The organism is Pedobacter borealis DSM 19626, assembly GCF_000708285.2.
GTDB classification, from domain to species: domain Bacteria; phylum Bacteroidota; class Bacteroidia; order Sphingobacteriales; family Sphingobacteriaceae; genus Pedobacter; species Pedobacter borealis.
On sequence record NZ_JAUG01000118.1, the window covers coordinates 1 to 17,083 of the forward strand.

Sequence of the window (17,083 nt, forward strand, 5' to 3'; positions counted from 1 at the left end):
TTTTTTTGATTTCTCCGGCCCTTGGGATTGACGGTGCTCTTCGGTTAAACCTGTGTTTTATTAGAGTTGGTTAGCAAAACGAATAAAAACCAAAAGATGTGTCCACACGGTAGGACCAATCGGGAGAGAGATCTTTTAACATAGCTCAAAGATTTCCCCTCCGAAGGAGTTTCTTTGGAACACTGCGGTCGAAATGACGCCCCACCTAAATCTGTCATCGTAACGCTAATATTTCGTCAAAAATTAGCCCTAAATATGACTTAAAATATTAACCAACTTACCAAAAGGATCTCTGGTGTAAAACCGCCTCACGCCCCATGGTTCATCAGCCGGGCCATATTCGATCGGAAATCCGGCTGTCTTAACCTTTTCCAATATTTCATCAACGTTTTCAACTTCGATGGATAGATCCGGTGTTGGGGTACCCGATCCACCTTCGGAAGCAAAACTGATCTGTACATCCATTTTTTGTCCTGCCGCACCATAAGTTGCAATCCAACCATGATCCATTAGTAGATCAAGCCCCAAAATATCTTTATAAAAACTGGCTGCATCAGCAATTTTTTGGGTGTCAATATTAAGCACTATTCTTTTTACCATAGGAAACTGTCTATATAGCATTGTCATCCTGTCCAAAGGACTCCTGTGGAGAGCCTCTCGAAGGATCTGCTTAAAATATTGTAAGCGTTTCGACAGGCTCAACGTGACAGATTCTAATCTAAATAAACTTTATGATACAATCTCCACTATTAGTTTTTAAGCTTCGCTTTAAATATTTTTTCCAGTTTCTCTATTTTGGGCTGGATCACCAATCTGCAATAAGGTTCACTTCCATTTTTGTTGAAATAATTCTGGTGATAATTTTCTGCAATATAAAATGGTTTGGCCGCTTCTATAGCGGTTACCACTTTTTTGCCATAAGCATTGGTTTTATTCAGCTCTGCCTTATATTTTTCTGCCAAAGCTTTTTGCTCAGCCGTGTGATAAAAAACAACTGAACGATATTGGGTACCGCTATCGGCGCCCTGACGGTTTAATGTTGTAGGATCGTGGCTTTTCCAAAAAACTTCCAATAAGTCATCGTAAGAAATCACCATTGGGTTATAGGTAATCTCTAAAACCTCGGCATGCCCGGTAGCACCGGTACATACTTCTTCGTAAGTTGGATTGGTCAAAGTACCACCTTCATAACCAGATTTAACCGATACCACGCCTTTTAAACGTTGAAAAATGGCTTCAGTACACCAAAAACAGCCCATTCCGAATGTGGCTTTCTCTGTTTTTTTTCCTTGTGCATTTGCCTGATTTAAGGCCAATACCGATAAAAGAATTAAAATTATCTTTTTCATTGTGAGTGTGTGTTTTATTTTATTAGTCGCAAATAACCAATTTACCTTACAGTTCATCAAGTTATTTTCTAATTAATTATACGAAATTAAATAAGCTGTAGTTTGCGTTTTAATTATAATGGGTTTAGTGTGACAATCGATTACCACATTGTTTTTCTGATTTTGTTAATAACTTAAAAAACTGTATATTAATTTATTAAACACTTAATACACAACCGAAACGCACTTATTAACAATTCTTTTTTAAATTCGTAAACATTAAATATAAAATTATGTCTACACCATACATTCCTTGTTTAGATTTAGGCTCTTACATCAATGGTTCTGCGGAAGACCGTAAAAAGTTTTCTGATGAATTGGGCAGGGCTTTTAACGATTCGGGTTTTGTTACCATTACCAACCATGGTTTAAGCCAGGAATTAATCGACAAGCTTTATGAAAATATTAAAGCTGCTTTTTCGCTTCCCGTTGAAACCAAAAGGAAATACGAGAAACCAGAATTGGCTGGTCAACGTGGTTACACCAGTGCAGGCAAAGAAACAGCTAAAGGGGCTAAAACTCCAGATTTGAAAGAATTCTGGCAGATTGGTCAGGAAGTAACTGATGGTGATCCTGTTAAAAATGAATATCCCGATAATGAAGTTTTAGAAGAATTACCGGAATTTAACAAAGTAACAGGCGAAATTTATAAAAAACTGGAAGAAAACGGGACACATTTATTACGTGCCATTGCTACTTACCTGGAATTACCGATCAATTATTTCGACAAACATGTTCATAACGGAAATTCTATTTTGAGGGGTATCCACTACTTCCCGATCGAAAATCCTGAAACCATTCCTGACGATGCGGTACGTGCAGGTGCGCATGAAGACATCAATTTGATTACCTTATTAATTGGTGCCAGTGCAGACGGTTTAGAAGTTTTAACCCGCAGCAATGAATGGTTGCCAATTAAAGCACATCACACTGATATCGTGGTGAATGTGGGCGATATGTTACAGCGTTTAACCAACAATAAATTAAAATCGACTACACATAGAGTGGTAAACCCACCTCGTGAACTGATGAAAACCTCTCGTTTCTCTGTTCCTTTTTTCTTACATCCACGCAGCGACATGGATCTAACCAGTTTACCATCAACCATTGATGCTGAGCATCCTAAAGCTTATAGCGATATGACTGCAGGCGAATATTTGGATGAAAGATTAAGAGAAATTGGATTGAAAAAATAAAAAAGATCGTCATTGCGAGACTCGATTTTTCATCGAGACGTGGCAATCTTATTCGAAAAAATATAAGCACCGGCCAAAACCGGTGCTTTTTTTGTTATTTTCAAGTATGCATTCAACAACTTTAGCAATTTTTGCCGAGATTGATGGCATTGGTTCTGCTTCGGGTCTATTCCTTCACGAAGATTTCCTTTATATCATTGGCGACAACAGTGCTTATTTAAATGAATACAACATCAAAACCAAGCAGTTTCGCAAGATTCAGATATTATTTGAAGCGGGACTAAATCAGCTAGAAAACATTCCTAAACCATTAAAACCCGATTTCGAAATCCTTGGTCAGCATAGCGATAAGTTATACATTTTAGGCTCTGGTTCTACATCAAAGAGAAACCTCATGATTGAGTTTGATCTGAAAACACAAAAAGTTGTTCAAAAAGACCTAACCGATACCTATACCAAGCTTAAAGCTATTGCCAAAATAGACGATCAGAATTTTAACCTCGAAGGGGCAATTTTTACAGGTAATGAATGGCTACTTTTTAATCGTGGCAATGGGATCGATTCAAAGAACGGTATATTTAAAATTGAAGGAGCTGATCTGACCAAAGCCGTTCGGATTAAATTCAACAGTTTTAAACTTCCAAATATTAATCACATAGAATCATCGTTTACTGATGCGGCGCTGGTTAACAATGAAATATTTTTTATTGCTACTGCAGAAGATACCAAGTCTACTTATGCCGATGGCGAAATTCTTGGCAGTTTTGTTGGCAGCATCAACTTACAGACTTTAAAGCTAAACTTCAGCAATAAAATTTTGGGTAAACATAAATTTGAAGGCATTACTTTATTGAGCCAAAACGAGCATAGTACAACTTTTTTATTGTGTGAAGATCGTGATAGCGAAGAACTTAAAACGGTAATTTATAAGTTGGCAATTAATTTTCAGGAAGAGTTGTCAACTTTAATAGCCATTTAGCTAGAACGTTGACAACTCTGAATGATGCAGGCCAAGATTTACTTCTTCGATTCGTCTATGGCTTTATTTACCACATCCTGAATCCTTCCTCTAATTTTTAAGTTCGATAGCTTATCCGTAACGGTAGGATTAACACGGTTAGACAAAAACACATACACCAAACCGCGCGATGGATCTACCCAAACACAAGTTCCGGTATAACCGGTATGGCCATAAGTTTGTGGCGAAGCCAGTTCAGACGGATAATGTTTAGTCGTATCTGGATCCCAACGATCGAAACCCAAGCCTCTGCGACTAACATTCGATTGTTTCGAAGTAAATATATCTACTGTCGAATTCTTGAAATATTCTACCCCGCCATAAGTACCACGGTTTAAAAGCATCTGGTAAATAATGGCCAAATCGTTGGCGCTGGCGAACAAACCTGCGTGACCAGAAACACCACCAGCCAAAGCTGCTCCCTGATCGTGAACGTAGCCAACTAAAAGGGTTTTCCTGAAATAGCTATCCATTTCTGTTGGAATAATCTGTTCTGGTTTAAAGCGGTTGCGCGGCAAGAAACCTGCTGTTTGCATACCTAATGGCTTGTAAAAGTTTTCGTAAGTATATTGGTTTAAGGGTTCTTCGCTGATGTGCTCTACAATATCTTTCATTACATACATGCTGATATCGCTGTACACATATTTCCCGCGTGTTTTTATTGGCGAATTGAGCATTTTAGGCCACATAAAATCTTTGAAAAAGCCTTTTTTGATATAATAGTTATCGGCTACTTTGGTTGGATAGGCTACAGATGAATCTCTGCTATAATCGCCTGTTTTCACATAATCATGAAAAGGAATGTAAGGGATAAAACCTGCCTGGTGCAACATGACTTCACGCACCTGAATATTGTTCATGGGTGTAGTACGTGCCTTAGGAATGTAGGCGCCAATATTGGTATCCAGTTTCAGTTTTCCTTCTTCAAACAAACGCATTACAGCCGGAGTGGTTGCCGTTACCTTGGTTACCGAAGCCAGATCGAAAATATCGGTTACTTTATCAGGCACATTGGTGTCATAAGTATGCGTTCCATAGGCTTTGTTAAAGATCACCTTACCATCTTTAGCCACCAAAACCACCAATCCTGGCGTTGCTTTCTGCGCTATGGCCTCAGCAGCAATGGCATCAATTTCTTTTAAATTGTTCGAATTTAAACCTGCATCTTCGGGTACGGTGTACTTTAAGCGCGTGGCCGTTGTAGTAAAACCAGAACCCATGGTATAACGTGCGGAATAAGCAGTAGTTAACTTATTTGAAGCGGCAATACCACCAAAAATATATTGTGGTACAATAGCAGCAGCATCAATATTGTTTTGAGCGGTCCATACAATCGGCGATTTTAACAGATCAAATGATTTTAAACCTGGCCCACTACCAAAAAAAGAAATAATGACCTTTTTATTTTTGCTGATACTGTTGATGAAATTGATGTACTTTGACTTGTTTACATTCTGATCATCAATTGAAATTAAAATGGTATTAAAATATTTAAGGTCATCTTCTAAATCGTTCAAATTCACGCTGTCTTTATAAGAATCGGCAGAAAATGAAGTAATTTTATCATATTTATTCGCCAAACTATCAAAAACGGTACTGTAAGCAAAACTCAGACTAACTGAAGCAATATTCTTTTTCTCTAGTGATTTTAAGGGAATAATCCCATCCTGATTGTTTAACAACACGGTTGTATTAGCTATCGCATTGGCAATTGCCAGTTTTTTCTCATTCGCTGTATGCTCCTGTGCGCAGGCCATTAAACATAAAATATTGCAGCAAAATGCTACAACCAGGATACACAATCTATTTCGCTTCATATACTTTTTCTCCGTTCAGGTAGGTTTTTAAAACTTTGGTTTTTAATATGTTTTGTGGTGTTGATTTCAAAATATCGTGATCGAGCATAACAAAATCGGCCAATTTACCTTTCTCCAAACTACCCTTTTCGTATTCTTCAAAATTGGCTTTTGCAGCCCATATGGTCATTCCGCGTAAAGCTTCTTCAGGTGTTAAGGCATTTTCCATTTGGAAGCCCCCTTTCGGAAAACCTTTTGCATCTTCTCTCACTGTTGCAGCATAAAACGTTAATAATGGATTAATGTTTTCGACCGGAAAATCAGTACCCAAAGGAATCCAACCGTTCTGCTTTAACAATTGTTTGTAAGCATAGGCATTTTTTAACCTTTCAGCACCTAAACGCTGTCCGGCCCAATACATATCGGAAGTGGCATGTGTAGGCTGAACGGATGGAACAATGCTGGCCTTTCCGAATAGATCGAAATCACTGGCATTCACTACCTGAGCATGCTCAATCCGCCAGCGCTGATCGTTTTTACCTTTTAAAATTTTATTGTAAATATTCAGGATTACCCTATTGGCCGAATCGCCAATGGCGTGGGTACACATCTGGAAATGATTGGCTGCGATCTGTTTGGCCACTTCTTCAAAGTGTTTTTGATCGCTCAATAGAAAACCTGTTTTATTTGGCATATCGCTATATGGGTGCAGCAGGCAGGCCCCACGCGAACCTAAAGCACCATCTGCATACACTTTAAAGGCCCGAACATTCAATCTATCGGTTTTAATCGGTCCGCGGCTAAACAGGTATTTATAATTATCGGCTTCATCCGAAAGCATTACATAAAGCCTCATTTTAAGCTTGTTTTCTTTCTGCAGTTTTTCGATGAATTCGACAGCCAGATAACTTAAGCCACAATCATCAATGGTGGTTAAGCCTGCCGCGAAACAGTTTTTCTGTGCATCGATAAATATTTTTTCAGCCAGTTTAGCATCTGGTGATGGGATTTTACGCTCTACTAAAGCTACGGCATTATCGATTAAAACACCAGTTAACTTTCCGTTTTGGGTAAGCATATCGCCACCTACCAATTTCTGCTCGCCTTTAATTCCTGCATCATCTAAAGCTTTTTGGTTAGCAATGGCCGCATGGCCATCAATGCGGTTTAAAAGTACCTGGCGATTTGGAAAAAGTGAGGTTAACTTTTCATTAGTAGGGAAAGCTTTATTGCCCCAATCGTTTTGGTCCCAGCCATTACCGATTAGCCAACCATCGGGGTGCGTTTTAGCAAAATTGCTTAAGCGGGCAAGTACTTCATCCCACGATTTTGTTTCCCGTAAATCGGCTGTTTGCAGACTTTGGCCATAGCCATAAAAATGAGCATGTGCATCGATAAAACCTGGATAAACGGATTTGCCTTCGGCATTAATTTCTTCTTTGCCAGCGTATTTTGATTTGATATCATCACTTTTGCCAAGTTCCAGAATCTTACCATTCTTCACTGCGAAGGCCTCAACTGTTTCGAACTTGTTGTTTACGGTATAAACCTTAGCATTATAAACAACTACATCAGCTTCTTCTTTCCTGGCACAAGAAGAGAAAAGTATAGCTAGAAAAAGGCTGTATAAAATGGATTTCATATCGATAAAGATAGAAAATTGAAATCATTGCCTTTGTAAATTCGGTTTTACAGAAAGGACGATTGTCATGCTAAGGCACGAAGCATCTGTAACCGATCAGCACACCTGTTAAATTTTACTACTTAATTTCAGCGAGTAACCCGGACCGTATTTCATTGGCAAAAGATTCTTCACTGCGTTCAGAATGACAATCCACTGAAAATAAACTCTATGCCGAGGTCTGTGTCTCCACAGACCACCTTATAAATAACAACTTTCCTTACCGTTAATAGATCCTGAAACGAGTTTAGGAGGACGGCTCTTCGTAAAAATGGATGTTTATTTCTTCACTATGTTTGGATGGACAGCCCGTTGTAAAATAAACCCGATGGAAGCGGTATACTTTTTGGCTGTCACCCTGAGCGGAGTCGAAGGGCAGCCAAAAAGATATAGTGTACAGCGGGACTACCGGAACAGATTGACACAGAACCCTGCTTTTCAAAAAAAAATAATTCTCAAAAATTGGAAACGCAGGAAATTAATTATTCTTCTTACAGGTCCTTCACTGCGTTCAGAATGACAACCAACGTAAAACAAACCTACCAGGCAATTAAATCTATTTACCAACAGTCATTTACATGTTGAGTTTTAAACAAATCGGGTTCTTTAAGCTTATTTTGCATAATTTAGCAAATTCACTTTGCCTTAATACATGACTGATATTATTCACTTATTGCCTGATGCTGTTGCCAATCAAATTGCTGCCGGAGAAGTTGTTCAACGACCTGCCTCTGCGGTAAAGGAATTGCTCGAAAATTCGATAGATGCCGGCGCAGATAAAATTCAACTGGTAGTAAAAGATGCCGGTAAGGCATTGATTCAGATTATAGATAACGGCTGTGGGATGAGCGTTACCGACGCCAGAATGTGTTTCGAACGCCATGCCACTTCGAAGGTAAAAAAAGCCGAAGATTTATTTGCCATCCGTACCATGGGTTTCCGTGGCGAGGCCATGGCTTCTATTGCGGCAATTTCGCAGGTAGAAATGAAAACCCGCAGGCATGAGGATGAAATCGGCACCTGTATCTCCATCGAAGGTGCACAGGTAACCAACCAGGAGCCCGTTGCCACCTCACCTGGGACACAGATTTCGATTAAAAATTTATTTTTCAATACGCCTGCCAGAAGGAATTTCCTTAAAAGTAATCCGGTAGAAATGCGCCATATTCTGGATGAATTTCAACGTGTAGCATTGGCGCACCCAGCTGTATTTTTTAGTCTGCACCATGATGGCACCGAGATTTTTAACCTGCCAAAAGGCAATTTAAAACAACGTATTGTCCACCTTTTTGGCAACAACTATAACGAACGCCTGGTTCCTGTTGAAGAAGAAACGACCATTATTAACTTAAAAGGCTATATCGGCAAACCTGCTTTTGCAAAGAAAACCAGGGGCGAACAGTTTTTTTTTGTGAATAACCGTTTCATTAAAGATCCGTATTTAAACCACGCGGTAAGTTCGGCTTTCGAAGATTTATTACCAGACGATAGTTATCCGCTGTATGTACTGTTTATAGAGATCGATCCATCAAAAATTGATGTAAACGTTCATCCCACTAAAACAGAGATTAAATATCTGGATGAAAAATCCATTTATGCAATCATGAAATCGGCAGTAAAACGTTCAATTGGCCGTTATAACATTTCGCCGACTTTAGATTTCGATCAGGAAACAGGTTTTAGCAATATGATTACGCATAAAGCGGTTGAAGATATTGTTCCACCAAGCATTAATTTCAATCCTGATTTTAATCCATTTGCCATCGATAGCAGTTCTACATCGGGTTACGCTTCATCGCCAAGAAATTATGAAGCCAAACCGAGTGCTAAAAACTGGGGTTCGCTTTACGAAATTACAGAGCAGCCAATTGTAGAGCAAACCTCTATTTACGCTGACGAAACGGTTTTAGAAACCAAGCAAAAGCAGTACATGCAATTGCACAACCGTTATATTGTTTCGCAGATTAAGTCGGGATTGATGGTGATCGATCAACAAATGGCACATGAACGGATCCTTTACGAGCGTTTTCTCGTACATCTGGATGACCGCAAAGGTGCATCGCAGCAGAGTTTATTTCCGCAAACCATTACACTAAATGCCAATGATTTTGAACTGGCCAAAAGTTTACTGGATGATATAAAAAGTTTAGGCTTCGATGTACGGGAATTTGGAAAAAATACGTTGGTAGTAGAAGGCGTTCCGGTTGATCTGGGCAGCAGCAATATTAACGAAACGCAGCTATTTGAACAGTTGATTGAGGGCTTTAAAAACTCGCAGCAGGAACTAAAATTAAGCAAACGCGATAGCCTGGCCAGAAGTTTAGCAAAAAACAGTGCCATTAAAGCGGGAACAAGTCTTGGTCAGGAAGAAATGAATACTTTGATTGATGAGCTTTTTGCCTGTAAAACACCTAACTTTAGCGTGAGTGGCAAACCGATTATCCAAACCATTACTTTGGCAGAGCTGGATAAGAAGTTTGAGAAGTAGGTTTAGGGTTTAGGGTTTAGGGTTTAGGGTAAACAATTGAAGATTAAACTTTGCCGCTTAAAAACAAGAAAAAATTAAATGAATAACATATATATTCCACCGGTAGTAAAAAACCTACTGATTATTAACATCTTATTTTTTGCAGCCACTTACCTGCTGACAAACCTTCACCTTGATGACCTGTTAGCTGTATATTATTTTGATTCTCCAAAATTCGAGATATGGCAGCCGATTAGTTACATGTTTATGCATGGCGGTATAGCACACATCTTTTTTAACATGTTTGCATTGTATTCTTTTGGAAGTATTTTAGAACAGCGTTGGGGAGCTAAAAAATTTTTAGTATTTTATTTTGTAACAGGCCTGGGTGCATTTTTTTTACAATGGGCTGTACAAGCTTATGAGGTTCATCAAATCTTGGGAACTTTTACAGCTGGAAACAAGTTAAGCTTGAGTGACTTATATAATGCAACAGATGCATCACCAGCAAAAGTTAAAACACTATTTGGAATATATTTTGGTGGTATGGTTGGTGCATCGGGCGCCATTTTCGGTTTATTGGTAGCTTTTGGCATGTTATATCCAAACGCCGAGTTAATGATTATGTTTATTCCTGTTCCGGTAAAAGCAAAATATATTATACCAGTTTATATTTTAGTAGAGTTATCTTTGGGTGTTGCCCAGTTTGAAGGTGATTCTATTGCCCATTATGCCCACTTGGGTGGTGCTTTAATTGGGTTTATACTCGTTAAAATATGGAAAGATAAGAACGATACATTTTATACGCTCTATGAATAATACTTTCAAAGATTTAAAATACAAGGTTTTTCAATCGGGCAATCCATTGTTCTTTTACATTGGGATTAATGTGATGCTGTTTTTAATTATCGCTGTTATTGGGGTAATTAGCAAGCTAAGTGGCCAAGGTGATATTATTGATTTATTTGTAAGCGATTATTTAGGTTTACCTGCAAGTATTTCAAAACTGCCTGAGCGATTTTATACCATATTTACCTACATGTTTATTCATGATGGGATTCTTCACATTCTGTTTAACATGCTCGGCTTATTTTGGTTCGGCAACATATTCATGAATTTTCTAAAAAGCCGTCAGTTCCACTTTGTATACCTGGCCGGGGGGCTATTTGGTGGTTTATTTGCTGTTGCTGCACTAAATATATTTCCGCTTTATGCCAGTGGATTAGCAGGGGTAACCATTATAGGGGCATCTGCGGCAGTAATGGCCATTATTTTCGCTGCTGCAACGCTGGTACCGAATTATACCATCATGCTGCTTTTCTTCGGTGAAGTTAAAATTAAATGGATTGCCATTATCTATTTCATTCTCGATTTTATTGCCATCGGCTCAGTAAATGCAGGTGGAAGCTTAGCCCACATTGGTGGCGCGTTGTTAGGCTTCACCTTCATTAAAAGTTTGCAGAGCGGAAGGGATTGGAGCAAGCTGTTTGAACGCAAACCGAAACTAAAAGTAGTTCGGAATGAAAAACCGGTTAAAAAACCCGAATTTAAAGGCGGCGTTTCCCAGCAGGAAATAGATGCCATTTTAGATAAAATATCAACCTCAGGATACGATAAATTAACAGCAGTAGAAAAAGAAAAACTATTTAAGGCAAGTAAAGATTAATGGCCACAAAAAAGAAGAAATATAGTTTTTTGGATAAACTCCTTTTGCCCATTGCTGTTGCATTGGCAATTGCGATGCTTTTGGGTGTTCTAGCGGGTAATTTGGACCCAAGAGCACATACCATTATTGCTTTCTTCGGACTGGCCTATCCATTCGTTTTATTCGCTAACATTATCTTTCTGGTTTGGTGGCTTTTAAGCAAAAAATGGGTTTTCGCAATTGCTACAATCCTTATTATTGCGCTTGGAGCTAAAACGTTAAAGGCCACCTTTGCTATTGGAGGCGACGAAGGTGGCGCCGAAAAGGCCGAAAACAGCATCAGGATGATGACCTACAATGTACACAGCTTTAAACTATACGGCGAAGACAATACCGAATCGGTAAAAGAAAAAATGCTTCAGGTGGTGAAAGATCAAAATCCTGATATCATCTGTTTCCAGGAGTTTTTTACCCGTTACAAAGGCGCTTTTGATACGGTTGATAGCTTGAAGGCATTACTAAATACAAAATACTACTACTTCGTACCCACCAATAAAAACGATTACGAAGCCACGGGCTTAGCCATATTTTCTAAATTCCCAATTAAGGATTCTGGTAAAATTCCTTTTGTTGAAGGCCTTGCCGGTAACATGAGTATCTACACCGATTTAAATATTAAAGGAAAAACGCTGAGGGTTTATAATGTACATTTTCAATCTATTTCTTTCGAAAAACAAGATTACGAATACTTAGATAAGGTAAAAGAAATGAATACTGAACTGCAGCCGTCTAAACGGATTTTAAGAATGCTGAAAAGTGCCTTTTTGAAACGTAGCGGTCAGGTTGATATTATGAAAAAGGAAATGGCAACCTGTAATACGCCTTACCTTATTGCTGGCGATTTTAACGATACCCCGGCTTCTTATGTGGTTACCCAAATTACCTCCGGACTAAACAATAGTTTTATTAAAAAGGGTAACGGTTTTGGCAAAACCTATAATGGTAAGTTCCCTAATTTTCAGATCGATTATATTGCCACTTCTAAGGAACTTGAGGTATTAAATTACAAAATTACCCAGGCCAAGTTATCCGATCACTTTCCGGTGCGCAGCGATTTGAGGTTTGTACCTTAATTTCTTTTAAGATTTAATATTCCGTTGACTGAAGTCAACGGCCAAAACTAAGACTCTTCTTTGGCGTTGACTTGGATATAAACAAGAATCATGGTGATTGCTTATAACTGATCATTCCTTATGGAGCGCAAGGCCTGTACAAAACAATAAGTTTCTTCCCGTTTTACGCTTCGCTTCCTCGTGCCTCGTTGCTACAGGGTAACGCTTTAACCAGGGCTAAGTGGCCAAAACAGTTTTTCATTTTTGGGGTTGCAGGGCGCACAAACCCTTGTTCCTAAACCCGATTGCAGCGAACATACCGATCCTTCATCGGTATAAAGCGCAAAGCGGGGCCGAAAACCTCCAAGAACCACAAGCCTTTCATTTTCTAATTTTAATAAAGCTCTTTCATAATTCGTCATTCTGAATTTATTCCATTTCGGCCGGTGAGACACCAACCGATAGGATAATCCTGTTTCTTTATTTCGCATCTTATTCCGTTGACTGAAGTCAACGGCTAAGCCCCCTCTTTCCCGCTGGCTTCAACCAACGGAGCCCAAACAAAAATTTTTCTTACCATACATCAACAATAGGCTTGTTCCTTATCTCCATATTTGCTCTATAAAATTTAAAAAAAAACTTCAAAAAATATGAGCTTAATAGATGCCCTAAACTGGCGTTATGCCGTTAAGAAAATGAACGGTCAACCTGTTGAACAAGAAAAGGTTGATAAAATTATTGCTGCAGCACACTTGGCACCAACATCATCTGGCTTACAGCCATTTAAAGTAATTGCGGTAACCAACCAGGGGTTAAAAGAGAAAATTGCACCGATTGCTTATAACCAATCGCAGGTTATCGATTCTTCTCACCTACTAATTTTCGCAGCCAACGAGAACTATACTGAAGAAGGTATTGATGCTGTTTTTAGCAGAATGAACGCTGAACGTGGCTTACCAGAAAGTGGAACTGACGCGTATAAAACGCAATTAAAAAGCATGATTCTATCCAGAACTGCTGAAGAAAACTTTAACCATGCTGCCCGTCAGGCTTATATCGGTTTCGGCATTGCCATTGCAGAAGCAGCTTTGTTAAAAGTAGATGCTACGCCAATGGAAGGCTTTAATGGCCCTGCCTTAGATGAACTTTTAGGTTTAAATAAAAAAGGCTTAAAAAGTGTTACGCTATTGCCATTAGGAAACAGGGATGAAGCTGGCGATTGGTTGGTAAACCTTAAAAAAGTACGTTCACCTAAAGAAGAATTTTTGATCGAGTTTAAATAACAGGCAAACAACACTATATTTAAAACGGGCCGCTATTTAGCGGCTTGTTTTGTTTTAGGAGCGTCAGTTTGGCGCTGGGAGTTTGGCGTTTGGAGTCGATTTAACATAGAAATTTATGTAAAAAAATGTTAAACATCATCACATTTTATGTGCTCTATTTATAATTGGATATATTTACGGGCTTAGCATTTAATATCCAATCCATGAAGATTTTTAGATTATCGTTTATCATACTGTCACTTCTATCAGCACTAAGTTTTTCTTCGTCGGCACAAACCGATACCATTAGCATAAACAGCATCATTGCCAAAACGAATAAGGTGTTGAGTGATTATCCTGCAGAGAAAATTTATCTTCATTTCGATAAGCCCTATTACGCTGTTGCCGACACGGTTTGGTTTAAAGCATATGTTACCGAAAATCAGAATTTCTTATCTGCAATTAGTAAGATCATTTATGTTGATGTGATCAATCAGAAAGATTCGCTTATCCAAACCTTAAAACTACCCATTACCGGTGGTTTTGCTTACGGCAGTTTCCCCTTAGATCAGATTAATTATAAACAAGGCAACTACCATATCAGGGCTTATACTTTGTGGATGCTAAATAGTGAAGATCCTGCTTATTTTAACAAGACTTTTTATGTAGGGGAAGCCATTGACAAGGAAGTAAAAACCCATATCACTTATAAAAATACCTCTACTGATAAGTTAGAAAAAATTGATGCGCGCGTACAATTTAAAGATGCCAATAATAAACCTTATGCCAATAAAAATGTAAGCTGGCAAGTGGTTACCAGTTATACAGTTATTGCCAAAGGAAGGGGCACAACTGATGCCAATGGCTTTTTAACAATAGCCATGAGCAATGCACAAAAGGCAGAATATCAATTACAAAAAGGCGAACTGATTACCAGCATTAATACAACTGATAAAGATGTGGCAAGCAGTAGCTTTCAACTTAAAAACGCTATCGTAAGCAAAGATTTTCAATTTTTCCCTGAAGGTGGAAGTTTAATTGCCGGCTTAACCAACAAGGTAGCCTTTAAAGCCATTAAAAGTGATGGTTTGGGCATTAACGCTAAAGGCACGGTAACCGATAACGATGGCAAAACTGTTACTACTTTTACCGCTCAGCATTTAGGAATGGGCAGTTTCAACTTATTGGCTGAAGCTGGAAAAACCTACAAAGCGGCAGTTACTTATGCTGATGGCACTACTCAAAATTATAATTTGCCTGCAGTGGCAGCAAATGGTGTTGCCATAAATATAGATAATAGCAGCGCCGATAATGTGGCCATAAAAATTGTAGCAAATGATGCTTTCTTTGAGCAAAACCAAGGCAAAAAGCTTTATTTAATTGCACAGAGCAAAGGCGTGATCTGCTATGGTGCACAAACAGCATTATCAAACAAAGAATACAATACGACCGTACTTAAATCTAAATTCCCAAATGGAATTGCACAATTTACCTTATTTAATGAATTTGGTAAACCATTAAGCGAGCGGTTGGTTTTTGTTCAGCATAAAAATACCATGGCCGTAACTTTAACCAGTGCTGCAACTACTTACGGAATCAAGAAAAAGGTTAAAATAAATGTAGCGGCTAAAAAAGACGGCGCCCCTGTAGAAGGTAGCTTCTCGGTTGCTGTTGTAGATGAGTCGAAGGTTCCATCAAGCGAGGATGCAACCAGTACTATATTAACGGGGCTATTATTAAGCAGCGATGTAAAGGGTTATATTGAAAAAGCAAATTATTACTTTAATGCACCCGATGAGAAGAAAAACGCAGATTTAGATGTATTGTTACTTACCCAGGGCTACCGCAGTTTCAAATACACCGATATTATTGCCAATAAATTACCTAAAATTGATTTCTTACCAGAGCAAGGCATCGAAATTTCAGGTATTTTAAGACAGAATAACGGTATCCCAGTTAGAAAAGGATCATTGTTATTAACCATTCCCGACAAACGTTTTAATTTAGAAGCTACCACAGATCCTGTTGGGAATTTTAAATTCCAAAACCTGATATTTAACGATTCATCTAAAGTGACTATTACGGCTAAGTACAACATGAATTATAAAAACATGACTTTAAGCTTAAATGGTGCACCTGTTCCTTCTTTAACCAGAAACTTTAGTGCTGCTGAAGAGGTTTTAAATATAGATAGTGCTTTAACCAGTTACCTGGATAACAGCAAAAGACAATATGCTTATTTACATACATTAAAAGACGTAAATATTAAAGCGGCCGTGGTTCCTAAAGTAAGCCATAAAGATTACCCAGCATTAAGCGGACTTAGCCAAATGGCCGACCATGAAGTGAGTGGCGATCAATTAAAAGGTTGTGGTTTACTGATTAACTGTTTACAGGGCATGTTGGCTGGTGTTACTTTTGCAGATAACAATTTCTACGTGAGCAGAGATTATAACCAGGGCAAAAAAATCCCGATGGGTATCTTTATCAATGGAATGAACGTGGATGTAAACCAGATCAATACGCTTGATGCCAATCAGATCGAATCAGTTGAGGTATTTTTAAGAGATGAATTAGGCTTGGTAAACCGGGCAAACAATGTAAATGGGGTTATTGTATTCAATCAAAAGAAAGCACCTAAAGGCACTAAAATATCTAAAGCACAGCTGATGGATATGCTACCCAAATACTACGAACTTACTTTCTCACCACAGGGTTACAACAAAGAAAAACAGTTCTATTCTCCAAAATATGATGTTCCTGCAAGCATGAACCGCAATGATTTAAGAACTACCATTTACTGGAACCCTAAAGTGGTAACCGATGCTACGGGTAATGCCTCTTTCGAATATTACAATGCAGATGGCAAAGGCCAGTATAAAGTAATTATCGAGGGTATAGATGCTAACGGAAATTTAGGAAGATCGGTGTTTAAGTACACCGTAAAATAGATTAGTGTAGGCAGTCCAATGGTTGATAGTCCATAGCCAATAGCTAACAGACTATCAACCATTTTAGATTTGAGTAGTTAAGGGATCAGGCCATCAGACTATAAACCATTAACTATTAACCCAACAGAAAATTTTCATTCTCCTCTTATACCTCAAAAGGCAGCTTCTCTCCTTTTAAACCAGCCAAAACATTCTTAACAATAATCTGCGCCATGGCTGCTCTGGTTTCTTCGGTAGCTGAGCCGATATGTGGCAAAACAGCAACACTTTCCATTGATAGCAAAGGATTATCTTTATCCATTGGCTCCGGATTGGTTACATCTAAACCTGCTCCCCAAATGATCTTTTCTTCCAGCGCCTGGATCAAATCCGTTTCATTGTGGATACCACCTCTGGCTGTATTAACCTGAGTTCGATTATTAAATCTCATTTTGTGGCGTTTTAATCAAGTTTTCTGTTAAGACGGTCGTCACCCTGAATTTATTTCAGGGTCTTTCACGCTAAAAAGATGCTGAAATAAATTCAGCAGGACGATAAAGCGGGATTAGGCGTAAATAAGATATAATT

At 38.6% G+C, this 17,083-nt stretch carries 13 protein-coding genes; 8 read left to right on the plus strand and 5 right to left on the minus strand.

Annotated elements, in window-relative coordinates:
* Positions 1-249 precede the first annotated feature (249 nt).
* Both AW17_RS21450 and msrA read right to left on the minus strand, forming a co-directional pair.
* Positions 250-600 carry a VOC family protein gene (locus AW17_RS21450; protein ID WP_029279956.1) on the minus strand — a complete coding sequence of 117 codons (351 nt, stop codon included), beginning with the start codon at positions 598-600 and terminating at the stop codon, positions 250-252.
* Positions 601-749: 149 nt separating this feature from the next.
* Entirely contained in the window at positions 750-1,349 is a 600-nt protein-coding gene (msrA, locus tag AW17_RS21455) for a peptide-methionine (S)-S-oxide reductase MsrA (RefSeq protein ID WP_029279958.1), read from the minus strand.
* Positions 1,350-1,621: 272 nt separating this feature from the next.
* Here msrA and AW17_RS21460 point away from each other — a divergent pair, with 272 nt between their 5' ends.
* Both AW17_RS21460 and AW17_RS21465 read left to right on the plus strand, forming a co-directional pair.
* A complete protein-coding gene (locus AW17_RS21460; protein WP_029279960.1) occupies positions 1,622-2,584 on the plus strand; it encodes an isopenicillin N synthase family dioxygenase in 963 nt (320 codons plus the stop codon).
* A gap of 106 nt (positions 2,585-2,690) precedes the next feature.
* Complete coding sequence (locus tag AW17_RS21465; protein ID WP_029279961.1) at positions 2,691-3,563, plus strand: DUF6929 family protein; 873 nt, start codon at positions 2,691-2,693, stop codon at positions 3,561-3,563.
* Between the two features lie 38 nt (positions 3,564-3,601).
* On the opposite strand, the gene AW17_RS21470 is transcribed toward AW17_RS21465, so the two are convergent.
* On the minus strand, positions 3,602-5,419 hold the full coding sequence (locus tag AW17_RS21470; RefSeq protein WP_029279963.1) for a serine hydrolase domain-containing protein: 1,818 nt from the start codon (positions 5,417-5,419) through the stop codon (positions 3,602-3,604).
* Entirely contained in the window at positions 5,406-7,040 is a 1,635-nt protein-coding gene (locus tag AW17_RS21475) for an amidohydrolase (protein WP_029279965.1), read from the minus strand. Before AW17_RS21475 ends, AW17_RS21470 begins: the two co-directional genes overlap by 14 nt.
* Positions 7,041-7,731: 691 nt before the next feature.
* Between AW17_RS21475 and mutL the strand changes: the two genes are divergently transcribed.
* From mutL to AW17_RS21515, 6 genes are all read left to right on the plus strand, one after another.
* On the plus strand, positions 7,732-9,567 hold the full coding sequence (mutL, locus tag AW17_RS21485) for a DNA mismatch repair endonuclease MutL (protein ID WP_029279969.1): 1,836 nt from the start codon (positions 7,732-7,734) through the stop codon (positions 9,565-9,567).
* A 78-nt stretch (positions 9,568-9,645) separates the two neighbouring features.
* Positions 9,646-10,365, plus strand: a complete 720-nt coding sequence (locus AW17_RS21490; protein WP_029279972.1) for a rhomboid family intramembrane serine protease — start codon at positions 9,646-9,648, stop codon at positions 10,363-10,365.
* Positions 10,358-11,212, plus strand: a complete 855-nt coding sequence (locus AW17_RS21495; protein WP_029279974.1) for a rhomboid family protein — start codon at positions 10,358-10,360, stop codon at positions 11,210-11,212. The genes AW17_RS21490 and AW17_RS21495 overlap by 8 nt, the downstream gene beginning before the upstream one ends.
* Positions 11,212-12,324 carry an endonuclease/exonuclease/phosphatase family protein gene (locus AW17_RS21500; RefSeq protein ID WP_029279976.1) on the plus strand — a complete coding sequence of 371 codons (1,113 nt, stop codon included), beginning with the start codon at positions 11,212-11,214 and terminating at the stop codon, positions 12,322-12,324. Before AW17_RS21495 ends, AW17_RS21500 begins: the two co-directional genes overlap by 1 nt.
* 629 nt (positions 12,325-12,953) lie before the next feature.
* Positions 12,954-13,586: a nitroreductase family protein gene (locus AW17_RS21510; RefSeq protein ID WP_029279980.1), complete on the plus strand. Its 633-nt coding sequence runs from the start codon at positions 12,954-12,956 to the stop codon at positions 13,584-13,586.
* Positions 13,587-13,789: 203 nt separating this feature from the next.
* The gene (locus tag AW17_RS21515) at positions 13,790-16,516 is read left to right on the plus strand and encodes an alpha-2-macroglobulin family protein (protein ID WP_029279982.1); all 2,727 of its coding nucleotides are present in this window, start codon (positions 13,790-13,792) and stop codon (positions 16,514-16,516) included.
* 145 nt (positions 16,517-16,661) lie between these two features.
* Here AW17_RS21515 and AW17_RS21520 read toward each other — a convergent pair whose 3' ends face one another.
* Positions 16,662-16,946, minus strand: coding sequence for an NAD(P)-dependent oxidoreductase (locus tag AW17_RS21520; RefSeq protein ID WP_029279984.1), 285 nt, complete (start codon positions 16,944-16,946; stop codon positions 16,662-16,664).
* Positions 16,947-17,083 lie beyond the last annotated feature (137 nt).